The following is a 23,756-nucleotide window of genomic DNA, read 5'->3' as shown; positions in this document are numbered from 1 at the left end:
GTCAGCCGGCCAGCCTCACGGTGGTCGTCGTCCCCCAGATCGCCATCGACAGCAGCAGGTCGACGACGTTGATCACCACGATCGACGTCCGGACGGCGCGGCCGACGGCGACGCCGACTCCGGCCGGACCACCGGTCGCGTGGTAACCGTGGTAGCAGTGCACGAGGATCACCAGCACCGCGAACACCAGCACCTTGCCGAACGACCAGAGCACGTCCCCGGGTGGCAGGAACAGGTGGAAGTAATGGTCGTACGTCCCGGTGCTCTGCCCGTAGAAGGTGGTGACGGTGAGTCTGGTCGCGAAGTACGACGCCAGCAGGCCGACGACGTACAGCGGGATGACCGCGATCAGGCCGGCGATGATCCGGGTGGTGACCAGGAACGGCAGCGACGGGATCGCCATCACCTCGAGGGCGTCGATCTCCTCGCTGATCCGCATCGCGCCGAGCTGCGCGGTGAACCCGCAGCCGACGGTCGCGGCGAGCGCGATGCCGGCGATCAGCGGGCCGATCTCGCGGGTGTTGATGTACGCCGACACGAAGCCGGCGAAGGCCGACGTACCGATCTGGTTCAGCGCCGAGTAGCCCTGCAGACCCACCTCGGTGCCGGTGAAGAACGCCAGGAACGTGATCACGCCGACGGTGCCGCCGATCACCGCGAGCGCGCCGGTGCCGAGCGTCACCTCAGCCAGCAGCCGGAGGATCTCCCGGCGGTACCGGGTGACGGACTTGCCGGACCAGGCCAGCGCCTTGATGTAGAAGGCGAGCTGTTCACCCAAGCGATCGAGTGAGCTCAGGGGTTTGCGCACCAGCGTGTCGAGGGCCGACATGTCAGGCCCCCTTCGGCGGAACGAGCTGGAAGTAGATCGCGGTCATCGAGAAGTTCGCGACGAACAGCAGCATGAACGTGATCACGACGGACTGGTTGACCGCGTCGCCGACGCCCTTCGGGCCGCCGCCCGCGTTCATACCTTTGTACGCCGCGACGACCGCCGCGATGAACCCGAACACCAGCGCCTTCGCCTGGCCCTGCCACAGATCGGGCAGGTGGGCGAGCGCGGTGAAGCTGGCGATGTAGCTGCCGGGGGTGCCGTCTTGGAGGACGACGTTGAAGACGTACCCGCCCATCACGCCGACGACGCTGACGAACCCGTTGAGGAAGAACGCGACCAGCATCGTGGCCAGCACCCGCGGCACGACGAGACGCTGGATCGGGTCGATGCCGAGGACCATCATCGCGTCCAGTTCCTCGCGGATCTTCCGCGAGCCGAGGTCCGCGCAGATCGCGGAGCCGCCGGCACCGGCGATCAGCAGCGCGGTCGCGATCGGCGACGCCTCCCGGACAACGGCCAGGACCGCGGCCGAACCGGTGAACGCCTGCGCCCCGAACTGCTTGATCAGCCCGCCGACCTGCAGCGCGATCACCGCGCCGAACGGGATCGCGACCAGCGCGGTCGGGATGATCGTCACGCTCGCCACGAACCACGCCTGCTGCAGCAGCTCCTTCAACTGGAACGGCCGCCGGAACGCCGCCCGCCCGGTGTCCAGAGCGAACGCGAACAACGACCCCGCATGCTTCAGCGGCGCGGTTGCGGAAACCGTCACCTCGCCCCCACGGCTTTGGACTCGAAGGAGCCTGGTGGGGGGACGATGCCGTTGTCGCGGCACCATTCGCCGGGTGGGCGCTGGTTGGCCCGCAGCATGCCGCTGCTGGGCAGCTGCTGGAGCGGGATCGGCGGCAGCGGCGGGAGCTCCTGGCCGCTCTCGCGGGCCAGTTCGTCGGCGTCCTTCTCCTCGGACATGCCGATCGGGCCGATCATCTGCGCGTTCATGAACTGCCGAATGACCGGCTCCTCGCTGGACAGCAGCATCTCCCGCGGCCCGAACATCGCCAGGTGCCGGTGGTACAGCATGCCGATGTTGTCCGGCACGGTCCGGGCGGTGTTGATGTCGTGGGTGACGATCAGAAAGGTCGCGCCGAACGCCTCGTTCAGGTCGATCATGACCTGGTTGAGGAACGACGTACGGACCGGGTCGAGACCGGAGTCGGGCTCGTCGACGAGCAGGATCTCCGGATCCAGGACCAGCGCGCGGGCCAGGCCGGCTCGCTTGCGCATCCCGCCGGAGATCTCGCCGGGGAGTTTCTTCTCGGCACCGACGAGGCCGACCATCTCCATTTTCTCCATCACGATGGAGCGGATCTCGGACTCGGACTTCTTGGTGTGCTCGCGCAGCGGGAACGCCACGTTGTCGTACAGGTTCATCGACCCGAACATCGCGCCGTCCTGGAACAGCACGCCGAACAGCCGCCGTACCTCGTACAGCTCGCGCTCGCTGCAGGTGGCGATGTCGGTGCCTTCGATCCAGACATGCCCGCGGTCGGGCTTGATCAGCCCGATCAGGGTCTTCAGGAAGACCGACTTCCCGGTACCGGAGGGACCGAGCATCACGCAGATCTCCCCCGCGGGCAGCGTCAGGGACACGTCGCCCCAGATCAGCTGGCTGCCGAAGGACTTGGTGAGACCTTCGACGCGGACTTCTACGCCCACCGGTCCTCCTCACGGGATGTCTGCGGGTCCCCGGCCGACGGCGTTCAGCCGTCCCAACGACGGGGCAGTGGCCTAGGTTACGCACGAGTACGGTTTTGCGTAACCCCCAGATGTCGAGCGTCGGTGACCGAAAGGTCACGCTCCGGTCACCCGGAGATCACGGCGCTCACGCACAGGTACGGCCTGCGGGCTGCTGGTGATCCTAGCGAGCCGGAATGTCAGAAGGGCGGCCCCCCACGGGGGACCGCCCTTCTCCACACATTCGTTACGTCCTGGCGCTCGGCCCGGGCCGTAACGCGTGGGTCACTTCAGGGTGACGGTGGCGCCGGCGCCCTCGAGGGCCTCCTTGGCCTTCTCCGCGGCAGCCTTGTCGACCTTCTCCAGGACCGGCTTCGGGGCCGACTCGACGAGGTCCTTGGCCTCCTTCAGACCAAGGCTGGTGAGACCACGCACCTCCTTGATGACCTGGATCTTCTTGTCGCCGGCCGACTCCAGGACGACGTCGAACTCGTCCTGCTCCTCGGCGGCGGCGGCGGCCTCGCCACCGCCCTGGCCACCCGCAGCGGGGGCAGCGGCAACGGCGACCGGGGCGGCGGCGGTGACGCCGAACTCCTCCTCGAAGGCCTTAACGAACTCCGACAGCTCCAGCAGGGTCAGTTCCTTGAACTGGCCGAGGAGCTCTTCGGTGCTGAGCTTCGCCATGATGGCGGTCCTTCCTAACGATGTGGTGCTTGGTGATCACTGATGGGGTGTTGCGGTGAGGTGCCTCAGCTGTCCGCTGCGGCGGTCTCCTCGGAACTCGCCTCGGCAGGTGCCTCGGCCGCGTCCTGCACGTCGGCCGCCGGAGCAGCCTCCGCCGGCAGCTTCTCCTGCAGTGCCGCGAACAGGCGCGCGGCCTGCTGCAGCGGAGCAGCGAACAGCGACACCGCCTGCTGCGGGGCCGCCTTCATCGCACCTGCGAGCTTCGCGAGGAGAACCTCACGCGACTCCAGGTCAGCGAGCTTGCTGATCTCGTCAGAGCCGAGTGCCTTGCCTTCCAGCACTCCACCCTTGATGACGAGCAGGGGATTCGCCTTGGCGAAGTCACGCAAACCCTTGGCCGCAACCACCGGGTCGCCCTTGATGAAGGCGATTGCCGAGGGGCCCTCGAGGAGCGAGTCGAACGTGTCGACCCCCGCCTCCTTGGCCGCGATCTTGGTCAGCGTGTTCTTCACCACGGCGTAGTTCACGTCGTCACCGAGCGCAGTCCGAAGCTCCTTCAGCTGCGCGACGGTGAGACCGCGGTACTCGGTCAGCACGGCGCCGTTGGAGCTACGGAACTCGTCCGTCAGCTCCGCGACAGCGGCTGCCTTGTCCGGCCTCGCCATGGGGGTCTCCTTCTATCGGCTTCCATGCCTCGGACCCCTGACAAAAGAAAATCGCCCCTGCACAGGCGCAAGGGCGTGAAAAGATCTCGTTCACTTCCAAGTCACCTGCGCGGGCCGCCCACCTGAGTGGGACCTTCGACTGTCACATGCGGGCACATGACAGCAACCAGCGGTCTTCGGCAGTGAACAGTGTGCCTGGTCAACCACAGTTTGACCAAATCGGCTCCCCTGAGGCCGGTGTCCAGGCGTCGACCAGCTCACCACCGCGAGCGCCGTACCCAAGCTGCGCCCACGGCCCGACCTCACCACACGAGTGGTTATCCGCGCGAATCGGGGGTTCTTCGTCCCCATACCAACGGACAACCCCCAACACGAGAGGTTGACCCACCGCGTTGGCCCACACACTGCCGACACACCGCGGCCACGTAAAACCCCACGCGGACGGATATCCGCACGTATTGGGGGTTCTCCGCTCCTACACCAACAGACAACCCTTAACACGAGGGGTTGACCCACCGTGTTGGCCCACACGATCCGCCACGGACGCGGTCACCCAGGAAACCCGGTCAGCACGCGGACTCCCTCAACCCGCGCCGAGCTACCACCCCGGGCCACCCCGGTCACGCCCGACCACCCCCGACCACCCCGGTCAACCCGGTCAACCCGGCCACGCCGGCCGCCGCAGTTCGCCGGGTTCGCCGGGTTCGCACCAATACTGCACCGCCGCTGCTGACCCGCGAAAACTCTCCTAGATGATTGATGCGCGGCCCGAAGGTGTGCACGCTCGACAGTTAGTGTGGTGCGGGGCGGGTGTGTTCGGCGCCTGAATCACGCTCGGCTGTGACCCCTGTCACGGGAGACGTCCTGTCGACCTGACACACGCCACACGCCACCCACGCCACACGCCCGAGCGTCCTCGGCCCATCACTACGACCACAGAATCCAGACCAGGCCGTGCATCAATCATCTAGTACTACAGCCGGAGATCGTGATCTGCGGCGGCGTCAGGCCACGATCCGGGCCCGATCCGGGGAGGATTTCACCCCAGGATCGGCCAGAAATCCTCCCCAAATCCGCCAAGACAGGCACATAACGAAGACCGCTCCGGCCGGAGAACACGAAGTCCGGCTGTAGTACTAGGAGAGTTTTCCGCGCGACAGTGGTGGCTTTTGCCCGCCATACGCGGGAAAACCCTCCACAGATGCGGCTCGGACAACGCCGCGCCACCAACAACGCGCGCCAAAACAACCCCGCGCCGCCAACACATGCGCCCGCATCACCCCGCCACCCCTCACCCCGCCACCCCAGCCCCCGCCACCATGGGTTATCCCCGCGAAACGGGGTTCTTCGTCCCCATACCAACGGACAACCCCCAACACGAACGGATAGCCCTTCGTGTTGGGGGCAAGTAGTGACCGCCGAGCGCGTGCCGGCTGCGGCACCACTCCTACGGATCTGTTGGGCGATGGGCCGGGATCCAGCGGTGCATGGCGGTGGCTGCGGCCCAGCCGGTGCCGGCCATGATCACGATCGCCGGACCGAGCCCGAGCAGGGCCGCGGCGCCCGCGAGCAGCAGCGGTCCGGCCCCGTTGCCGGTGTCCGCGAACAGCCGGAACGCGCCGAGGAACTGCGCGCGTCCGACCGGCGGCGAGGCATCGGCGCCGAGCGTCATGATCACGCCGGCGCCGAGCCCGTTGCCGATGCCCATCAGCAGCGCGACCGCGGTCAGCGTGGCAGTGGTGTGCGTCAACGGCAGCAGCAGATGCGCTGACCCGAGGACGAGCATCGACGGTACGGCGACCCACTTCCGGCCGAACCGGTCCATCACGGACCCGGCCGGATAGAACAGCAGCATGTCGACCGCACCGGACAGTCCGAAGATCACGCTGGTGGTCTGCGGGTCGAGTCCGATGTGCTGAGCCCACAGGGGGATCACGACCTGGCGGGACGCCCGTACGGCGCCGACGAGCAGCGCTCCGACACCGAGCGTCCGCAGTACCGGGAAGTGGTCGCGAATGACTCCCCACGTGGACTGCGCTGCCAGCGGGCCTTTTCCACGCCGGTTGGCGACGTCGGGCAGGCTCAGTAGCACCACGCACGCCAGACCGGCGGCTACCAGGTGCACCCAGTACGCGCCGTCGGTACCGAGGAACTTCATTGCACCCGCACCGAGGAACGGGCCGATGAACGAGCCGATGCGCTGTACGCCGCCCAGCGTGGACAGCGCACGCGCCCGGAGCTGGATCGGCACCGCTTCGCTCAGGTAGGCCTGGCGGGCGAGGCCCCAGACCGCTCCGGCCAGTCCGGTGCAACCGATCGCGATGGCCAGACCCCAGACCGTTGGAACCATCAGACAGGCCGCCAGCGCCATGGCGACCAGAACGGTGGCGCCGAGCATCGCCGTACGCTCTCCGACGCGGTTCGTGATCGCACCGGCCGGGATGTCGCCGATCACCTGCCCCAGCCCGGCCGCGGCGACCACCAGACCGGCTACAGCGACCGATGCACCCAGGTGGGTCGCCGAGACCGCGACAACCGGTGCGATGGCGCCCTGGCCGATGCCGTAGAGCAGCGCGGGCAGATAGACCGCCGGTGCGATCCGCCAGAGTTCGCGGCCGTGGGACATCACCGGCCGCCGGCCAGCGCCGTACTGCGGTCCCGGGCCGCCGGGGTGGCCCCCAGCAACTCCGACACCGACCACGCTGCCTCGGCGACTCGCATCCCGAACTCCTCCATCCGCTCGACCGGCATCCGCAGCTCCGGGCCGGAAACACTCAGGCAGCCGGCGACCGCGCCGGAATGGCCGAACACCGGCGCGGCGACGCTGCAGATCCCCGCCGTCCGCTCGGTCCGCGACATCGCGTACCCGCGCCGGCGGATCTCCGCGAACTGCTCCGCCAGCACGTCCGGGTCGGTGATCGTTGCCGGCTGTACCTTCTCCAGCGGGCCCTTCAGCACCTCCTGCTGGCGCTCGAACGGCAGGAACGCGAGCAGCGCCTTCCCCGGCGCACCGAGCGGCAGCGCCAGCGGTAGGCCGAACTCGGTGTAGGTACGCCGCAACTGGTGGTGGCTCTCCACCTGGTCGAGGACGACGCGCTGCCCTGACGGCAGCAACTCGTGCACGGCCGCGGTTTCCCCTGTGTCATCGCGGAGTGCACGCAGCACCGGCAGGGCAGCATCGCGCAGGCCGGCCGGGATGCCGCCGCTGTGCGCCAACTGCGCGACCAGCGGGCCGATCGCGTAGCGGCGGTCGGCGGTCTGCCGGACCAGCCCGTTCTCCTGCATGGCCAGCAACAGCCGGTGCACCGTACTCGTGGACAGACCGGTGGCCCGGGCCAGGTCGCTGATCCCGAGCTCCGGCACCCGCGCGCCGAAGCACTTCAGGATCGCCACGGCGCGGTCGATCGACTGGACCGAACCACGCGCCTTCCTGCCCCTTTCCTGCATAGCAGGACCCTATCCCGCGATACGGGACACGGCGCGCGGTAATGTCCAGCCGGTGAGCATCACCGCCTCCTGGAGCCGCCTCGACGCGTGGCTCGCTCGGCACGCGCCGGCGACGTACGCCGTCCTGGCGCCGCCGGCCACCGACGTCGAGCTGCGGGCCGGCGTCGAGCTACCGCCCGAGCTGATCGAGTCGCTGCGCTGCCACAACGGCGTGACGGCCTGGGCGAACCTGCTGCCGGAGGCGTTGCCGTCCAGCGCCGCCGAGATCGGCGCGAACTGGCAGCTGCGGATGGAACTGGCCGCGGACCTCGACGGGTTCGCCGTCCATCCGCCGCAGACGGAGCCCTACTGGCATCCGGCCTGGATCCCGTGGGCCGACAGCGACGGCGACCTCCAGGTCATCGATCTGCGCCCCGGTCCGCAACGGGGACGTCTGGGGATGGCGCTGCACGACGGGCCGGGTGACTTCACAGCCTCCTGGCCGAGCCTCGCGTCGTACCTCGCCGAGGTGGTGCGGTCGCTGCACCACGGCACCGGCGTCCACGGCTGGTACCCGTACCTCACCGTCCACCAGGAGCTGTGGTGGGACCGCGGCCCGGACCAGCAATCCGTCAACGGCGAACCGCTGGTCCGGGCACCGATTCAGCCTTAGCCGACGACGGCGAGTGCGTCGATCTCGACCAGCATGTCCGGCAGCGGCAGGCCGGTGAACACGGTGGTCCGCCCGGGCAGCACACCGCTCGGCGTGCGGGTCGACAGGAACTCGGCGTAGGCCTCGTTCATCGCGGCGAAGTCCTCGCGCTTGGTCAGGTACACGCGCAGCATCACGACATCGTCGACGCTCGATCCACCCGCCACGAGGATCGCCTCGATGTTCTGCAGCACGCGGGTGGTCTGGGCCTTCACGTCACCGACGTGCACGAATTCGCCACTGGCCGGGTCGACCGAGCCCTGGCCGGACACCTGCAGGATGTTCCCCTTCCGCACACCCTGGGAGAACATCGGCATCGGCGGCGGGGCGTCGGTGGTGGTGACAGCGGTCTTGTCGGACATCTGGCCTCTCACAGTGGTTGTCAGTTGTAGTCGGCGCTGATCGCGCCGGCGGTGGCGAGCAGGTCGGGCAGTAGCTCGAGCACTTGCTCATAGTTCAGCAGTACGTCGGGGACGGACAGCGAGACGGCCCCGACGACGCGACCGGAACTGTCGGTGACCGGCGCACCGATGCAGTTGATGAACGACTCGTGCTCCGCCCGGTCCTGCGCCCAGCCGCGCTCCTGCGTCAGCCGTAGCTCGTCCCGCAAGCGATCCGGGTCGGTGATGGTGTTGGGCGTGAACGCCTGGTAGTCCAGCGATTCGACGACCGCCTCGCGCTGCCGCTTGGGCTGCGCGGCCAGTAGTACCTTGCCGACCGCGGTGCAGTGCAGAGCCGCCGGTACGCCGACCTGCGAGTACATGCGGACGGACCGGACACTGTCCAGCTTGTCGACGTAGATGACCTCGCCGTTCTCCCACGCCGCCAGGTGAACGGTCTGCCCGGTCTTCTGGTTCAGCTCGCGCAGATGCGGCGCGGCGACCTGCCGTACGACGTGTTGCTCGCGCGCGACGTCCGCCAGCGCGAACAGCCGCGCCCCCAGGCGATAACGGTGCGCCGCGTCCCGCCGTACGAACCGCTCCGCCTCCATCGTGCGCAGCAGCCGCAGCACCGTCGTCTTGTGCACACCCAACTCGGCGGCCAACTGATCGAGCGACCGCTCTCCCTCACCAAGGCTGGTGAGGATCTGCAGTGCTCTGCCGAGACTCTGGCTCATGCCGCACCGATCTTCTCCGCCGCCCACTCCGCGTCGGACGCGTTGAGGAGTCGCTCGCGGACGTCGTCCGACGGCGGCGGCGCGTGGTCCTCAGGCGCAGTCAGTACGGCCGCAGCGGTCAGATGGCCCAGCCGCAGGCGCTGTGTGGCCGGCAGCCCCTGCAGCGTTCCGGCCAGGTAGCCGGCAGCAAAGGCATCACCCGCTCCGACGGTCTCGACCACGTCCACGGTGAGCGCCGGGACTTCAGTACGGCCGTCCGCGTCCAGAACGATCGCCGTGTGCGCGTCGTTCTTCACGACCAGCGTCCGCGCGCCGATCAGTTCGAACAGCTCGTCCGGGTCACCGGTCCCGGCGAACACCTCTGCCTCGTCGGCACCGATCAGCACGATGTCAGCGGCCTTGAGCAGCCGCCACAGCTGGGCGGGGTCCTTGTCTCGCCACAGCGTCGGCCGCCAGTTGAGGTCCACGCTGAGCAGGAAGTCCCGCGGCTCGGTGGCCAGCCGCTCCAGCATGTCCGCACTGGTCGTGGAGATCGCCGCGGTGATACCGGTGGTGTGCACCAGTTTTGCCTGCCGCAGTCGCTCCTTGACCGCGGGACGATCCAGGAAGGCCGGGTCCATGGCCGCCGCGGCCGAGCCGGTCCGGTAGTAGTGCATCCGGGAGCGGCCGTCCGCGCTCTCCTTCACGTACAACGCGGTCGGCCGGACCGGGTCGATCTCCACGCCCCCGACGTCGACGCCGCGCGCCGTGAGATCACGCAGGACATGCTCGCCGAACCCGTCGTCACCGAGCCGCGAGACCCAACCGGTCGGTACGCCGAGCGCCGCGAGCCCGCCGGCCACATTGCACTCGGCGCCGCCGACCGACCGGCGGAACACCTCCACGTCCGCGAGCGGCCCGGGTCCACCGGCGAGCATGATCATCGCCTCGCCGATGCAGATCGCAGCCGTTTCGGACATCGGCACTCCTTGCGGGGCGAGAGTGATGGGATAGGGCGTGCGTTGACGCGACTTCGGCCGCGATGCTACAACCGATGAGTCAGAATACGCAATGAGCGTTGCGTATTCTGCAACCCGAGGCCATCCGAGACAATCCGAGGCCATCCGCGACCAGGGGGTCTGATGCCCGCATACGACGCCGATGCCGTCGCCGCGCTCGCCGATCAGCAGGTGACCTGGCAGGACAAGGCCCTGCCACCCGCCTTCTGGGGCCGGACGGTCAAGGACGTGCTGGCCGACCGGCCTCGGCTGTCACAGCTCCCGACTCCGCTGATGACGCTGTCGGCGCCCGGCCTGCGGCACAACGTCGACACGCTCACCACCTGGTGCGAACGCCACGGCGTCGAGCTCGCGCCGCACGGCAAGACCACGATGGCACCGGCGCTCTGGGCGATGCAGCTGGACTCCGGCGCGTGGGCGATCACCTTGGCGAACGGGTTCCAGCTCGGCGTCGCGCGCGCTTACGGCGTACAGCGGGTACTGATCGCGAACGCGGTCATCTCACCGCTGCAGCTGCGCTGGATCGCCGACGAACTGGCGGCCGACCCGGCGTTCGAGGTGATGGTGTGGGCCGACTCGGTGCGCACGGTCGAGCTGACGGAGCAGGCCCGATCGGCGTACGTCGGACCGGACGCGCGACCGCTCGACGTGATGGTCGAGGTCGGCGGGATCGGCGGCCGGACCGGTGCCCGCGATGCCGAGACCGCGCTCGCGGTCGGCGAGGCGATCGCCGCCGCGTCGACGCTGCGGCTGGTCGGCGTCGCCGGCTACGAGGGCGCGATCGGTCACGGTGTCGACGAGGCCGACCTGGAAGAGGTGCGCGCGTACCTGCGGGAACTGGCAGCTGTTCATCACCTGCTGCGGCCGCTGTACCCGCCGGACGTCGTACCGATCGTGAGCGCGGGCGGCAGCCAGTACTTCGAGCAGGTCGCGAAGGTCCTCGCCGCGGAGGCCGGCCAGGGCGCGCGGGTGGTCCTGCGTTCCGGCGCGTACATCACCCACGACGACGGGCTGTACCGCCGCGTGTCCCCACTCGGCGAGCACCCGCGCACCGACGGCGAGCAACTGGTCCCGGCGATGCACGGCTGGATGCGGATCACGTCGCAACCCGAGCCGGGGCTGGCGATCTTCGACGGCGGCCGTCGCGACTTCCCGTTCGATCAGGACTACCCGGAGCCGCAGCTGATCCGGCCGCGGTCCGACGGTGACCCGATCCGGCCGGCGACCGGCATGACCGTGACCAAACTCAACGACCAGCACGGGTTCCTGCGGTTCGGCGACGAGCAGGACGTGGTGATCGGCGACGAACTGCGCGTCGGCCTGTCCCATCCCTGTACGGCCTTCGACAAGTGGGGCCTGATCCCGGTGCTCGACGACCCCGATGCGGCGGACCCGGTGGTCGTCGACCTGGTCCGGACGTTCTTCTGACATGGACCTGCTGATCACCGGAGCGCTGGTCGTCGACGGCACGGGCTCCCCCGGGTACCACGCCGACGTCGCGGTCGACACCGGCCGCATCGTGGCCATCGGCAACGACCTGCCGGCCGCGCACCGGACGATCGACGCCGACGGGCTGGTGCTGTCGCCCGGTTTCATCGACATGCACTCGCACTCGGACCTGCAGATCCTGGTCAACCCCGACCACACCGCGAAGGTCAGCCAGGGTGTGACGCTCGAGGTCCTCGGCCAGGACGGTCTGTCGTTCGCGCCGATCGACGATCCGACGCGCGCCGTGGTACGCCGCCAGATCGCCGGCTGGAACGGCGAACCGGACGACTTCGACTTCTCCTGGTCTACCGTCGCCGGGTACCTCGACCGCCTCGATCAGGGCATCGCGTGCAATGCGGCGTACCTGGTCCCGCAGGGCACGCTGCGCCTGATGGTCGTGGGGACGTCCAACCGTCCGGCCACGGACGACGAGCTGACGCGGATGCGGCAACTGCTCGCCGACGGGCTGCTCGCGGGCGCTGTCGGGATGAGCAGCGGGCTGACGTACACGCCCGGGATGTTCGCGAGTACGGACGAGCTGGTCGCGTTGTGCGAGGTGCTCGCGGCGTACGGCGGGTACTACGCACCGCACCAGCGCTCGTACGGGAAGGGCGCGTTGGAGGCGTACGCCGAGATGGTCGACGTGGCGCGCCGCTCAGGCTGCGCGCTGCACCTGACCCACGCGGTGATGAACTTCGCGCCGAACGCCGGTCGCGGCAAGGATCTGGTCGCTCTGATCGACGAAGCGCTGGCGGCGGGCGTGGACGTCACCACCGACACCTACCCGTACCTGCCGGGAGCGACCACATTGTCGGCGATCCTCCCGAGCTGGACGGCCGAAGGCGGTCCGGATGCCCTGCTCGCCCGGCTCCGGGATCCGGTCCAGCGCCGACGCATCACCTACGAGCTCGAGCAGGTTGGCACGGACGGCTGCCACGGCTGCGTCGTCGAGTGGGACACGATCGAGATCGGCGGCGTCCGCAATCCTGCGCTCTCCGGCGCGGTCGGGCACACAGTCGCCGAGCTCGCGCAGCGAACCGGTCAGACGCCCGCGGACGTGTTCTTCGAGACCCTCCTGGCCGACGACCTCGCGACCTCGATCCTGCAGCACGTCGGCCACGAGGAGAACGTCCGCGCGATCATGCAGCACCCGTCGCACACCGGCGGCTCGGACGGCATCCTGGTCGGCGGCAAGCCGCATCCGCGGTCGTGGGGAACGTTCCCGCGTTACCTCGCGCACTACGTCCGTGAGCTGGGCGTTCTCGACCTTGCCGACTGCATCCACCACCTCACCGGCCGCCCCGCCCGCCGCCTCCGGCTGCCCGACCGCGGCCTGATCCGCGCGGGGTACGCCGCCGACCTGGTCCTGTTCGACCCCGAGACCGTCCGCGACACCGCTACCTTCCCCGAACCGCGCCGGCAACCGGAGGGCATTCCGTACGTGATCGTCAACGGTGACCTGGTCATCGACGAGTCGCAGCGGACGTCCGCGCTGCCCGGCCGGTCCGTCCGCCGCACGCCAACCGCTGCTGCCCCTGCTGAGCCATTGCCTGCCGAGAGGAAACCGTTGTGAACACCCTGGAGCTGCTCCGCGCCGACCGGGTCCTGACCGTCGTCCGCGCCCGGGAGATCTCCGACGCCCGGGACCTGTGCGGCGCCCTGGTGGACGGCGGGATCCACGTCGTCGAGCTCACCTACACCACCCCGGACCTGCCTCGGCACCTCGAGCGCGCCGCGTCCACCGCCGCCGAGACCGGTGCAGTGGTCGGGGCCGGCACGGTCCAGACCGCCGACCAGGCCCGGCAGGCGATCGAGGCCGGAGCGCAGTTCCTGGTCACCCCCGGCCAGGGACCCGAGGCCGCCGCGATCGCCGAAGCCACCCGGACGGCCGGCATCCCGCTCGTCCTCGGTGCGTTCACCCCGTCCGAGGTGATGACCGCGCTCGCGCTCGGTTCCACCGCGGTGAAGATCTTCCCCGCGCACCAGCTCGGCCCGAAGTACCTCAAGGACCTGAACGGCCCGTTCCCCGGCGTCCCGTTGATCCCGTCCGGCGGTGTCAACGCCGGCAACGCGCGGGACTTCCTCGACGCCGGGGCGCTCGCGGTCAGCGCCGGCACCGACGTCGTCTCCCCCACCGACGTCGCCGCCGCGAACTGGCAGTCCATCACCGAGAAGGCCAAGTCCTTCTGCGCCGCCCTCTGACCCTGCGCTCAGCCGATCAGCTCCAGGACCGGGCCTTCGTGCAGCGCGCGGTAGACCCGGTCTCGCAGGTGGTTGGCCTCGGCATCGGTCAGCGTGCGGTCGACCGGTCGTAGGACCAGTCTGACCAGGAGGTTCCGCTGCCCGGGCGTCATCTGGAGACGCTCCCGGGCACGCTCGGGCAGGTCGTCGTACGACGTCTCGCCGAGCACCTCGAGCGACTCGGCCGCATCGGCGTCCGGGCCGAGCGCGTCGCGGACCTTGTCACCGATCACCTCCGCCGACACGTCCGCGTCCGCGTTCACCACGACGGACAGGTCACGCCGTACCGGCGGCATCGACGAAACCGCCTTGTAGGGCGAGAGATCCAGCATCTGCGCGGCCACCCGCGGATCGGTCGACCGCAGCAGACGGATGTCACGGATCCCCTTACGGAGCATCAGCAGGCGGTCCAGGCCGGGTCCCATCGCGAGGCCGGTCCAGCTCTCGTCCAGGCCGGCCATGCGCAGGACATGCGGCGCCGCGACACCGCATTCGCCGATCTCGATCCACTGGTCGTCCAGCAGTACGTCGATCTGCCGGCCGTGGATCGTGTACGGGTGTACCGCGGGCACAGTGCGATACGTCTGGCCGGGGAGGACCGTGTCGACCAGGCGGGCGATCATCTCCTCCAGCTCCGGCTCGCCCAATGGCACGTTGCGGCTGATCCGCCACAGGTCCAGTTGATGCGGCGTACCGGTGTGCTGCCAGTCGACCGAGTCCCGGCGGTAGCAGATGCCCGCGCAGATCATCAGCACATCGGACGACTCCGAGGCGGCCAGTTCCCGCAGCGCGGGCGGGATCATCGCCGACGTATGACTGCGCAGGACCTCGTTCTCCGAAACGTAGCGCGTGTAGCGGGCCTCCCGCGTCACCGCGTCGTTCGCGTACCCGAGGTTGTCGTAGTTGTCCGCCAGCGGTACGACGGGATGATCGCGGCGGGTCCAGATCTCGGTGTACGGCCAGGCCGCGGCGAGCGCCGCGCGGATCGAGTCGACGACGAGCTGGATCGCGTGCGGACCCTGCGCCGGATCGGTGAGGTCGCGCAGCCCGAGGGCAGCGTGCAGTTCTTTCAGGGTGAGGACAGACATGGGTTTCTCTCCAGAATGACGGTCTCGACGGGGGATCCACCCCGGTCGGCCGCGGTCACCTCAGGAGAGAGCGCAGCAGCGGCTCACCCCGTCGGCACCGTCGTGCCGGCCGGGGCGCAGAAATCGCCGCCCGTACTGCGTCATACCGCGATTGTACTGTGCCCGATCGACCGCCCGCCGCCGAATCCGGTCGGCCCGCGGCACCGTCGAGTGCGACGATGGGCCGCATGGCCCGTTCGATCCTCGGTGTCTCCAGCAATGCCGGGACCACGTTCGCCGAGCTCGGCGCGACCGGGGTCCCGTGGTGGCTGCAGATCTACGTCGTCCGCAACCGGGACATCACGCTCCGGATGCTCGATGCCGCTTCTGGGGAATCATGAGTTTGCGGATCGTCGGCCTGAACGCCTTCCTCCCCGGCTTCCGGGTCGTGAACGACTTCGTCGAGCGCAACGGTCACGAACTGGTCCTGGTCTCGACACTGCCCGACGACGGCCGGTACGGCGCGCATTCGCCGATGGTCGCGGAGCTGCCGGACAGCGTGAACGTGCTGATCACCCGCAAGCTCCGCACGGTGGCCGCGCCGGTCATCGCCGCCCTCCGGCCGGACGTGATCATCTCGGCCGCGTTCCCACGGTTGATCCCGGCCGAGATCCTCGAGATTCCGAAGTACGGCGCGATCAACTGCCACCCGGCGCCGCTACCGGCCGGCCGTGGACCGACGCCGCAGCGGCTGATCTACGAGGGCGACGAGCGGGTCGGCGTCACGGTGCACCGGACCGCGGCGGAGTTCGACACGGGCGCGATCCTGGCGCAACGCGTCGTACCGCTGCCCGACGACCTGAACGGCACCGCGATCATTCAGTGCTGGCGCACACTGTTCGCCGAGTGCCTCGACGAGGCCGTACCGCGGCTCGTGGCCGGTGATCCGGGCGAACCGCAGGATCCCGCGCTGGCGTCCGAGGCGCCGTTCTTCACCGACGCCGAACGCCTGCTGGACCTCACCGAGCCGTCTTGGGTGATCCGGCGCAAGGCGGCCGCCTTGAACGTCACGTCGGTCAGCGCCCAGGTCGAACTGGACGGCGCCACCCACCTCATCGCCCGCACCGACCCAGCAGCTGCTCCCGGTGATGCAGTTGCAGGCACGATCCTCGAACACCACTCCGACGGCTGGACCGTCCAAACCGCCGACACCCCGCTCCGCCTCACGCACGCTTCGACCGCCGAGTGCGCTTCGACCGCCGAGTCGTGAAAATCGGCTCTCGACGACAACCAAAATCCACGACTCGCGGAACCCCTCGACAACCATTTCCCACGACTCGGCAGTTGTGCGGGGACAAAAAATGCCCCCGCCGACGGCGGGGGCATTTCCGAGGTGCTGCGGATCAGGCCTCGACCGGCTCGCCGGTGAGGTTGCGGCTCAGGTTGGGGTCAACCTGGACGCCCGGACCCATCGTGGTGGAGAAGACCGTCTTCTTGATGTAGCGGCCCTTCGAGCTGGCCGGCTTCAGACGGAGGATCTCCTCGAGGGCGGCGCTGTAGTTCTCCACCAGCTGGGTCTCGTCGAACGAGGCCTTGCCGATGATGAAGTGCAGGTTCGCGTGCCGGTCGACCCGGAACTCGATCTTGCCACCCTTGATGTCGGTGACGGCCTTGGCCACGTCCGGGGTGACCGTTCCGGTCTTCGGGTTCGGCATCAGACCACGCGGGCCGAGGACGCGGCCGAGCCGGCCGACCTTGCCCATCAGGTCAGGGGTGGCGACCACGGCGTCGAAGTCGAGCCAGCCGTCGGTGACCTTCTTGATCAGGTCGTCGTCGCCGACGAAGTCGGCGCCGGCGGCCTTGGCGGCCTCGGCCTTCTCACCGGTGGCAAAGACGAGGACCCGTGCCGTCTTGCCGGTGCCGTGCGGAAGGTTGACGGTGCCACGCACCATCTGGTCGGCCTTACGAGGGTCGACCCCGAGACGCATCGCGACGTCCACGGTGGAGTTGAACTTCTTGCTGCCGGCGGCCTCCTTGACCAGCCGGATCGCCTCGAGCGGCGTGTACAGCTTGTCGAAGTCGATCTTCTCCGCGGCGGCGCGGTAAGCCTTGCTGCGCTGTGCCATTGCTGTTCCTCTTTCTGGGGTGTGGTCGTCGGGCGGCGCTTCGCCCTGCCACTACTGCGGGAAAAGTTGGGGTGCGATCAGCCGTCGACGGTGACGCCCATGGAGCGCGCCGTACCCTCGATGATCTTCATTGCCGCGTCGATGTCGCGGGCGTTCAGATCCGGCATCTTGGTGGTGGCGATCTCGCGGACCTGGTCCTTGGTGATCTTGCCGACCTTGTCGCGGTGCGGGACCGGGGAGCCCTTCTGCAGACCGGCGGCCTTCTTGATCATCTCCGGCGCCGGCGGCGTCTTGGTGATGAAGGTGAAGGACCGGTCTTCGTAGATGGTGATCTCGACCGGTACGACGTTGCCGCGCATGGATTCGGTCTGCGCGTTGTACGCCTTGCAGAACTCCATGATGTTGACGCCGTGCGGACCGAGCGCGGTACCGACCGGCGGGGCCGGCGTCGCGGCACCGGCCTGGAGCTGCACCTTGACCAGCGCAGCGATCTTCTTCTTGGGAGGCATTCTGTCGGGTCCTTAGACTTTCTGGATCTGGTTGAAGCTGAGTTCCACCGGGGTCTCCCGGCCGAAGATCTCCACCAGGGCCTTGATCCGCTGGGCCTCGGCATTGATCTCCGTGACTGTGGCGTGCAGGGTCGCGAACGGCCCGTCGACCACCATGACCGAGTCCCCGACACCGAAGTCGGCGACCTCGACCTTCTTCTTGGCCGCGGTCTTGGCGGGTGCGGCGCCGGCTTCGGCAGCCGCCGCCTCGGCCGCCGCCACGACGGCCGGAGCGAGCATCTTCTCGACCTCTTCGAGGCTGAGCGGGACCGGCTTCTGGCTGTTCCCGACGAAACCGGTCACCGACGGCGTGTGCCGCACGGTCGACCAGGACTCGTCGGTCAGATCCATCCGGACCAGGACGTAGCCGGGGAGCACCGTGCGCTTCACCATCCGGCGCTGCCCGTTCTTGATCTCGGCGACCTCTTCGGTCGGCACGATGATCTCGAAGATGTAGTCCTCCATGTTCAGGGAGTTGATCCGGTTCTCCAGGTTGCCCTTGACCCGGTTCTCCATCCCTGAGTACGTGTGCACGACGTACCAGTCGCCGATCTGCGACCGCAGCCGGCTGCGCAGCTCCTCGAGCGGGTCACCCGGCTCTTCGGGCTCCGCCTCCTCGGCTTCCTCAGCCTCTTCGGCCTCAGCCTCGGCGGCCGGCGCCTCGACGTCGGTGTCCTCGTCGTCGTCCGCGTCGTCGGTGTCCGCGGCGTCGTCGCCGCTGGAGAAGACGACCTCGTCGGCCGCGGCGGCCGGTTCGTCGGTGGACTCCGGCGCGGTCTCGGCGGTCTCCTCGGACAGCTCGGCGGCAGCGTCGTCGACGTCGTCCGCGGTCACCACCTCGTCGGCCTCGGCGCTGTCGGCGGCCGGCACCACGACCACCGGCTCGTCGTCGGAGGTGTCGGCGTCCGGACGCGGCGTCTCCGCCTCGTCGTCGGCGGAGTACTCGTCGTCCTCGTCCTCGACGTCCACCTCGACGTCGGTGTCCTCGTCGTCGATGTCCGCGAACGGGTCGTCGTCATCGTCGTCGTCACCGAAGAGGTCGTCGTCGGTGTCGGTGTCGTCCTCGTCGAAGTCGAGATCGAGGTCGTCGTCGGAGTCGGATACGTCGAACTCGTCCTCGTAGTCGAGGACCTCGTCGTCGCGCTCGGACACGTCGTACTCCGTCATCTGTGGTTCGGGGTCTTGTCTGCTTCGGATCGGGTCAGGAGCCCGGGACCTGCGGTGGGGATCGTGGTGGACGGCCTCAGCCGAAGATCTTGAACATCGCCCAGCCGAAGGCGAGGTCGAGCACCGAGACGAACGCGATGACGAACACCACGAAGGTCAGAACGACCACGAAGTAGGTGGAGAGCTGCTTGCGGGTCGGCCAGACGACCTTGCGGAGCTCGGCGACCACCTGGCGGTAGAAGCGCAGCAGGCCCCTGCCCTGCTTGCCTTCCCCAGGCTTGCCGGCGCCGGACGGTGCCGGGGTGCGCGTCTCCGTCACGACCTACCTCTTTCGCTAGCGGCGGCCTGACCGGCCCTGCGCCGGTCAGGATTTGCAGGGCACGAGGGACTTGAACCCCCAACCTTCGGTTTTGGAGACCGATGCTCTGCCAGTTGAGCTAGTGCCCTCTGCAATCCATCCGGACGCCGCGTCGGTCCTGATCTCGGGCATGCCGGATCAGGGCCATCAACGCCCGGACCTAGAGAAGTGTACGGGGTCGGAGCCGACTGGTCGAACTCAGCCTCGAAAGCTCAGCCTCGACCCAGGCCCCTGCCCGTACAACCCCGCACCGGGCGTCGCACCGCGGTCAGAACCATACAGCCTTCACCCGTCCACAACGCACACCACCCCTACCGCGTTCCCCACCGGCACCACCGACCTCGTCGGCCTGGGCGCGGCTCGGCGACACTGAAGGGATGACGCGCACGGATTTCGTGAGGCCGGTAGGGCCTCGGTAACCTTCGGTAATGACGCAGCGGGATCTGCGGGTGCTGCCGAAGACACACCTGCATCTGCACTTCTCCGGGTCGATGCGGCACCTGACGCTGGTCGAGCTGGCGGACAAGCACGGGGTCCGGCTCCCGGACGCGTTGCGGACCGACTGGCCCCCGGAGCTGTCGGCGGCCGACGAGCGCGGCTGGTTCCGGTTCCAGCGGCTGTACGACATCGCGCGCTCGGTGCTACGCACGGAGGACGACGTCCGCCGGCTGGTCCGCGAGGCCGCCGAGGACGACAAGGCGGACGGCTCGCGCTGGCTGGAGATCCAGGTGGACCCGTCCGGCTACGCGAACCGGTTCCACGGCATCACCGAGTTCACCGACCTGGTGCTGGACGCCGCCCGCGACGCCGCGGCCTCGACCGGGATCGCGGTCCAGGTCGTCGTCGCCGCGAACCGCACCCGCCACCCGCTGGATGCCCGCACCCTGGCGCGGCTGGCTGCGCAGTACGCCGGCCGCGGCGTGGTCGGCTTCGGCCTGTCGAACGACGAACGACGCGGTACGACGTCGGAGTTCGAGCCGGCGTTCCGCATCGCGCGCCGCGCCGGGCTGCTGTCGGCGCCGCACGGCGGTGAGCTGTGCGGACCGGCCACCGTGCGCACCTGCTTGGACGAGCTCGGTGCCGGGCGGATCGGCCACGGCGTCCGCGCCGTCGAGGACCCGGACCTGCTGAAGCGCCTGGTCGACGCACAGGTCGCCCTGGAGGTCTGCCCCGCCTCGAACGTCTCACTCGGCGTCTACCGCCGACCCGAGGACGTCCCGCTGCGCGCGCTGTACGAGGCGGGCGCCCGGATCGCGCTCGGCGCCGATGACCCGCTCCTGTTCGGCTCCCGCCTGGCCGAACAGTACGAGACCGCGCGCAGCGTCCACGGCTTCACCGACGCGGAACTCGCGGACCTGGCGCGCGGTTCCGTCCTCGCCTCCACCGCGCCACCGGAAGTCCAGAAGTCCCTCCTCGCGGAAATCGACGAATGGCTCGGAGCCCCCGCCACCATCCCGGCCTGACCGCCTACCTGGCACGCCACGGTCAGACCGAGTGGAACGTCGCCGGGCGCCGCCAGGGCCGCCTCGACTCACCGCTCACCCCGCTCGGCCTCGGCCAGGCGCACCGGAACGCCCGTCTACTGACCGGTGCGGGCATCGACGCCGTCTACGCCAGCCCGCTCGGCCGCGCGCTAACGACAGCCAGGGTCATTGCCTCGCACCTCGGGCTCCGCGTTGAGGTGCTGGACGACCTCGCCGAACTCGACCACGGGGACTGGTCGGGTCTGGACTCCGCGGCGATCGACGCGCGCTGGCCGGGCGAACGTGAGCGACGCTCACGAGACAAGTACACCTATCGGTTTCCAGGCGGCGAGAGCTACGCGGACGCCTCGGTACGCGCCGCGCGCGTGCTGGACGAGATCGGGCGGACCGGCGTACTCCGGCCCCTGATCGTCTCGCACGAGATGATCGGCCGGCTCCTGCTGCACTGCCTCGGCGTCGCCGACGCGCTCGACACCCAGCAGCCTTCGGATGTCGTGTACCGCGTGCGAGCCGGGGTCGCCGTGGACCGGCTGCCGAGTTCCGGATGAGGTCCGGTCGGGTTCCGGTGCAGGTCATTGTCGGGGCGTCCGCGCGGGCCTAACTTTGCGTCATGACGCCGACGAAGATCCTGCTGCCGGAAGACGAGCTGCCGACCCGTTGGTACAACGTTCTTCACGACCTACCCACGCCGCCCCCACCGGTCCTGCACCCGGGCACCGGGCAACCGATCGGGCCGGACGACCTCGCCCCACTCTTCCCGATGGACCTGATCCTGCAAGAGGTGTCCCAGGACCAGTACGTCGACATTCCCGGCGAAGTCCTCGACGTCTACCGGCTGTGGCGGCCGAGTCCGCTCTACCGCGCCCACCGCCTGGAGAAGGCTCTCGACACACCCGCGCGGATCTACTACAAGTACGAAGGCGTCTCCCCCGCGGGATCCCACAAACCCAACACGGCCGTCCCGCAGGCGTACTACAACGCGAAGTCCGGTGTCCGAAAGCTCACCACCGAAACCGGCGCCGGCCAGTGGGGCACAGCACTCGCCTTCGCCTGCGCGCAGTACGGCCTGGAGTGCGAGGTCTGGCAGGTCCGCGCGTCCTACGACCAGAAGCCGTACCGGCGGACCATGATGCAGGTCTTCGGAGCGACCGTGCACCCGAGCCCGTCGGAGCTCACCGAGGCCGGCCGGAAGATCCTGGCCGGCGACCCCGATTCCACCGGTTCACTCGGTATCGCGATCAGCGAGGCGGTCGAGGCCGCGGTGCAGGATCCGGAGATCCACTACGCACTCGGATCGGTGCTCAACCACGTGCTGATGCACCAGACGATCATCGGTGAAGAGGCCCTGCTGCAGCTCGCGATGGCCGGCGAGACCCCGGACCTCATTGTCGGCTGCACCGGCGGCGGCTCGAACTTCGGCGGCCTCGCGTTCCCGTTCCTCCGCGAGAAGTGGGCCGGCCGGATGTCCCCGGTGGTCCGCGCCGTCGAGCCGGCCGCCTGTCCCTCGCTGACCCAAGGCACCTACGCCTACGACTTCGGCGACACCATCGGCATGACGCCGCTGATGAAGATGCACACCCTCGGCCACGACTTCGTCCCCGACCCGATCCACGCGGGCGGCCTGCGGTACCACGGCATGAGCCCGCTGATCAGCCACCTGTACGAGACCGGCGAGATCGAGGCGGTCGCGAAACCGCAGTCCGAGTGCTTCGCGGCCGGCGTCCAGTTCGCCCGCACCGAAGGCATCGTTCCGGCTCCCGAGCCCACTCACGCACTGGCCGCCGCCGTCGAGGAAGCCCAACGCTGCAAGGAATCCGGCGAGGAGAAGGTCATCCTCACCGCCCTCTGCGGCCACGGCCACCTCGACCTGGCCGCCTACGACGCCTACCTCTCCAACACCATCACCGACCGCACCTGGTCCGACACCGAAATCCAATCAGCCGTCGCCGAAGCCCTCACCCACCTCCCGGCCGTCGACTGACCCACGCCACACCGTCCCTGCCGGCACCTACCCACCGGCAGGGGCGGTAGTCGCGGACCACCGCGCCGCCGTCACCAGCACGCCATGCCCTTACCCGAGGGAGCGCGCGGTCAGCGGCTGCCGCGTTTCCACCAGGGCTTGGGGCGTTTGGGGACAGCGGTGGTCCAGTCCTCCGGGATGGCCCAGCCACGGGCGGTCAGAGCGCTGAAGTAATCGGCCTTCAAGCTGTCGGGAAGCCAGTACGTCGCCTTGGGCGCAAGCGTTGCCTCGAAGAATGTGGTTCGCTGGCGACGGCTCCACACCGTGGCCTGGTTCGAACTGTAGGCGAGCCGTACGTAGTCCCAGCGTGCCTGCTCGTCGTCCATGTCGAACGCCCGCTCGAGCACGCGTCCCTTGCCGCGCGGCTCCTGCTCGATCTCGTCGATCAGCTTCTCCAGCAGTGCACGTTCATCAGTCACCTCCGCCGGCAACCGCAGCCCCACCGGATCCAGCACGACCGTGCCAAGCCGCGGCCGAGCCACCTCCAGAAACACCTCGAGCAGCGCGAACGCTTCCTCCACCCGCTCGAACCGCCCCAACTCAGCCCGCAACGTCGTCACAGCTTCCTCAGCCACCCACCAACTCTATTTCCGTCCCCACAAGCCGTCTCCCGCTTACCACATCCGTTCCCCCGTGCCGCGGACAGGCGGGCCCCCACGCCGCACCCTGCAGACGAGGTCTGGGCCCGCCCCGTTGGAGCCGCATCTATGGAGGGTTTTCCCGCGTATGGCGGGAAAACCCTCCACTGTCGTGCGGAAAACTCTCCTTGGAGAGTTTTCGCGGGTCAGCAGTTGCCGGCGGAGCAGGCTTGCTACGAACCCGGCGAACTGCAGCGGCCGGGTTGGCCGGGTTGGTAGCTCGGCGCCTGGTGCCGTCCCGTGGCGGTGTGGTGGCGGTGTGGTGGCGGTGTGGTGGCGGTGTGGTGGCGGTGTGGTGGCGGTGTGGTGTGCGCGTAGGGGCCTCCGGGTTTCCGTCGCACGGTGGGTTCACCCACGGTGTTGTGGGTTCCGCACCCTTCACACGGGTCAGGAACCCACAACACGGTGGGTGAACCCACCGGGCGAACCCCGGGACCGGTACCGGATGCGG

The 23,756-nt window shown here is 68.9% G+C and carries 25 protein-coding genes and 1 tRNA gene; 9 read left to right on the top strand and 17 right to left on the bottom strand.

Going from position 1 to position 23,756, the window contains the following annotated elements:
• Position 1: 1 nt before the first annotated feature.
• From AB0B82_RS26720 to AB0B82_RS26690, 7 genes are all read right to left on the bottom strand, one after another.
• A complete protein-coding gene (locus AB0B82_RS26720; RefSeq protein ID WP_360174066.1) occupies positions 2 to 829 on the bottom strand; it encodes an ABC transporter permease in 828 nt (275 codons plus the stop codon).
• A 1-nt stretch (position 830) separates the two neighbouring features.
• Complete coding sequence (locus AB0B82_RS26715) at positions 831 to 1,604, bottom strand: ABC transporter permease (RefSeq protein ID WP_360174063.1); 774 nt, start codon at positions 1,602 to 1,604, stop codon at positions 831 to 833.
• Positions 1,601 to 2,548, bottom strand: coding sequence for an ABC transporter ATP-binding protein (locus AB0B82_RS26710; protein WP_360174060.1), 948 nt, complete (start codon positions 2,546 to 2,548; stop codon positions 1,601 to 1,603). The genes AB0B82_RS26715 and AB0B82_RS26710 overlap by 4 nt, the downstream gene beginning before the upstream one ends.
• A 303-nt stretch (positions 2,549 to 2,851) precedes the next feature.
• A complete protein-coding gene (rplL, locus tag AB0B82_RS26705) occupies positions 2,852 to 3,250 on the bottom strand; it encodes a 50S ribosomal protein L7/L12 (protein WP_360174057.1) in 399 nt (132 codons plus the stop codon).
• A 65-nt stretch (positions 3,251 to 3,315) separates the two neighbouring features.
• Positions 3,316 to 3,915 (bottom strand): 50S ribosomal protein L10, encoded by a 600-nt coding sequence (gene rplJ, locus AB0B82_RS26700; protein ID WP_360174055.1) that lies wholly within the window; start codon positions 3,913 to 3,915, stop codon positions 3,316 to 3,318.
• A gap of 1,447 nt (positions 3,916 to 5,362) precedes the next feature.
• On the bottom strand, positions 5,363 to 6,541 hold the full coding sequence (locus tag AB0B82_RS26695) for an MFS transporter (RefSeq protein ID WP_360174052.1): 1,179 nt from the start codon (positions 6,539 to 6,541) through the stop codon (positions 5,363 to 5,365).
• Positions 6,541 to 7,362, bottom strand: a complete 822-nt coding sequence (locus tag AB0B82_RS26690; RefSeq protein WP_360174049.1) for an IclR family transcriptional regulator — start codon at positions 7,360 to 7,362, stop codon at positions 6,541 to 6,543. Before AB0B82_RS26690 ends, AB0B82_RS26695 begins: the two co-directional genes overlap by 1 nt.
• Positions 7,363 to 7,414: 52 nt before the next feature.
• Here AB0B82_RS26690 and AB0B82_RS26685 point away from each other — a divergent pair, with 52 nt between their 5' ends.
• Positions 7,415 to 8,014, top strand: a complete 600-nt coding sequence (locus AB0B82_RS26685) for an SMI1/KNR4 family protein (RefSeq protein WP_360174046.1) — start codon at positions 7,415 to 7,417, stop codon at positions 8,012 to 8,014.
• On the opposite strand, the gene AB0B82_RS26680 is transcribed toward AB0B82_RS26685, so the two are convergent.
• Genes AB0B82_RS26680 through AB0B82_RS26670 form a run of 3 tightly spaced genes read right to left on the bottom strand, consistent with a single transcriptional unit; the run spans position 8,011 to position 10,129 of the window.
• Positions 8,011 to 8,415, bottom strand: coding sequence for a RidA family protein (locus AB0B82_RS26680; protein ID WP_360174043.1), 405 nt, complete (start codon positions 8,413 to 8,415; stop codon positions 8,011 to 8,013). The genes AB0B82_RS26685 and AB0B82_RS26680 overlap by 4 nt on opposite strands.
• 20 nt (positions 8,416 to 8,435) lie before the next feature.
• A complete protein-coding gene (locus tag AB0B82_RS26675; protein ID WP_360174040.1) occupies positions 8,436 to 9,170 on the bottom strand; it encodes an IclR family transcriptional regulator in 735 nt (244 codons plus the stop codon).
• Positions 9,167 to 10,129 carry a sugar kinase gene (locus tag AB0B82_RS26670; protein ID WP_360174038.1) on the bottom strand — a complete coding sequence of 321 codons (963 nt, stop codon included), beginning with the start codon at positions 10,127 to 10,129 and terminating at the stop codon, positions 9,167 to 9,169. Before AB0B82_RS26670 ends, AB0B82_RS26675 begins: the two co-directional genes overlap by 4 nt.
• Before the next feature lie 162 nt (positions 10,130 to 10,291).
• Between AB0B82_RS26670 and AB0B82_RS26665 the strand changes: the two genes are divergently transcribed.
• Genes AB0B82_RS26665 through AB0B82_RS26655 form a run of 3 tightly spaced genes read left to right on the top strand, consistent with a single transcriptional unit; the run spans position 10,292 to position 13,858 of the window.
• Positions 10,292 to 11,596: an amino acid deaminase gene (locus AB0B82_RS26665; RefSeq protein ID WP_360174036.1), complete on the top strand. Its 1,305-nt coding sequence runs from the start codon at positions 10,292 to 10,294 to the stop codon at positions 11,594 to 11,596.
• A gap of 1 nt (position 11,597) precedes the next feature.
• Positions 11,598 to 13,229, top strand: a complete 1,632-nt coding sequence (locus AB0B82_RS26660) for a D-aminoacylase (RefSeq protein WP_360174033.1) — start codon at positions 11,598 to 11,600, stop codon at positions 13,227 to 13,229.
• Positions 13,226 to 13,858, top strand: a complete 633-nt coding sequence (locus AB0B82_RS26655) for a bifunctional 4-hydroxy-2-oxoglutarate aldolase/2-dehydro-3-deoxy-phosphogluconate aldolase (protein ID WP_360174030.1) — start codon at positions 13,226 to 13,228, stop codon at positions 13,856 to 13,858. Before AB0B82_RS26660 ends, AB0B82_RS26655 begins: the two co-directional genes overlap by 4 nt.
• An 8-nt stretch (positions 13,859 to 13,866) precedes the next feature.
• Here the strand turns inward: AB0B82_RS26655 and AB0B82_RS26650 are convergent, their stop codons facing one another.
• On the bottom strand, positions 13,867 to 14,985 hold the full coding sequence (locus AB0B82_RS26650) for a hypothetical protein (RefSeq protein ID WP_360174028.1): 1,119 nt from the start codon (positions 14,983 to 14,985) through the stop codon (positions 13,867 to 13,869).
• Between the two features lie 227 nt (positions 14,986 to 15,212).
• Here AB0B82_RS26650 and AB0B82_RS26645 point away from each other — a divergent pair, with 227 nt between their 5' ends.
• Both AB0B82_RS26645 and AB0B82_RS26640 read left to right on the top strand, forming a co-directional pair.
• A complete protein-coding gene (locus tag AB0B82_RS26645; RefSeq protein ID WP_360174025.1) occupies positions 15,213 to 15,365 on the top strand; it encodes a hypothetical protein in 153 nt (50 codons plus the stop codon).
• Positions 15,362 to 16,234 (top strand): formyltransferase family protein, encoded by an 873-nt coding sequence (locus AB0B82_RS26640; protein WP_360174022.1) that lies wholly within the window; start codon positions 15,362 to 15,364, stop codon positions 16,232 to 16,234. The genes AB0B82_RS26645 and AB0B82_RS26640 overlap by 4 nt, the downstream gene beginning before the upstream one ends.
• Positions 16,235 to 16,367: 133 nt before the next feature.
• Here the strand turns inward: AB0B82_RS26640 and rplA are convergent, their stop codons facing one another.
• The 5 genes from rplA to AB0B82_RS26615 all read right to left on the bottom strand — a co-directional run bounded on the left by rplA (position 16,368) and on the right by AB0B82_RS26615 (position 19,252).
• Entirely contained in the window at positions 16,368 to 17,090 is a 723-nt protein-coding gene (gene rplA, locus AB0B82_RS26635; protein ID WP_360174019.1) for a 50S ribosomal protein L1, read from the bottom strand.
• Positions 17,091 to 17,167: 77 nt separating this feature from the next.
• A complete protein-coding gene (gene rplK / locus AB0B82_RS26630; RefSeq protein WP_350280896.1) occupies positions 17,168 to 17,599 on the bottom strand; it encodes a 50S ribosomal protein L11 in 432 nt (143 codons plus the stop codon).
• 12 nt (positions 17,600 to 17,611) lie between these two features.
• The gene (nusG, locus tag AB0B82_RS26625; protein WP_360174099.1) at positions 17,612 to 18,436 is read right to left on the bottom strand and encodes a transcription termination/antitermination protein NusG; all 825 of its coding nucleotides are present in this window, start codon (positions 18,434 to 18,436) and stop codon (positions 17,612 to 17,614) included.
• Between the two features lie 445 nt (positions 18,437 to 18,881).
• Complete coding sequence (gene secE / locus AB0B82_RS26620; RefSeq protein WP_360174016.1) at positions 18,882 to 19,124, bottom strand: preprotein translocase subunit SecE; 243 nt, start codon at positions 19,122 to 19,124, stop codon at positions 18,882 to 18,884.
• A 55-nt stretch (positions 19,125 to 19,179) separates the two neighbouring features.
• Positions 19,180 to 19,252: transfer RNA gene (locus tag AB0B82_RS26615), tRNA-Trp, on the bottom strand.
• Between the two features lie 339 nt (positions 19,253 to 19,591).
• On the opposite strand from AB0B82_RS26615, the gene AB0B82_RS26610 reads away from it, so the two are divergent.
• From AB0B82_RS26610 to AB0B82_RS26600, 3 genes are all read left to right on the top strand, one after another.
• Positions 19,592 to 20,626, top strand: a complete 1,035-nt coding sequence (locus AB0B82_RS26610; RefSeq protein ID WP_360174013.1) for an adenosine deaminase — start codon at positions 19,592 to 19,594, stop codon at positions 20,624 to 20,626.
• Positions 20,593 to 21,195 (top strand): histidine phosphatase family protein, encoded by a 603-nt coding sequence (locus tag AB0B82_RS26605; RefSeq protein ID WP_360174010.1) that lies wholly within the window; start codon positions 20,593 to 20,595, stop codon positions 21,193 to 21,195. The genes AB0B82_RS26610 and AB0B82_RS26605 overlap by 34 nt, the downstream gene beginning before the upstream one ends.
• A gap of 62 nt (positions 21,196 to 21,257) precedes the next feature.
• Complete coding sequence (locus tag AB0B82_RS26600; RefSeq protein ID WP_360174007.1) at positions 21,258 to 22,628, top strand: TrpB-like pyridoxal phosphate-dependent enzyme; 1,371 nt, start codon at positions 21,258 to 21,260, stop codon at positions 22,626 to 22,628.
• 110 nt (positions 22,629 to 22,738) lie between these two features.
• Here AB0B82_RS26600 and AB0B82_RS26595 read toward each other — a convergent pair whose 3' ends face one another.
• A complete protein-coding gene (locus AB0B82_RS26595; protein ID WP_360174004.1) occupies positions 22,739 to 23,242 on the bottom strand; it encodes a hypothetical protein in 504 nt (167 codons plus the stop codon).
• Positions 23,243 to 23,756 lie beyond the last annotated feature (514 nt).

Source organism: Kribbella sp. NPDC048915 (assembly GCF_040649595.1).
GTDB lineage: Bacteria > Actinomycetota > Actinomycetes > Propionibacteriales > Kribbellaceae > Kribbella.
The sequence above is the reverse complement of the archived record's forward strand: the minus strand, read 5'-3'. Positions and strand labels throughout refer to the sequence as shown.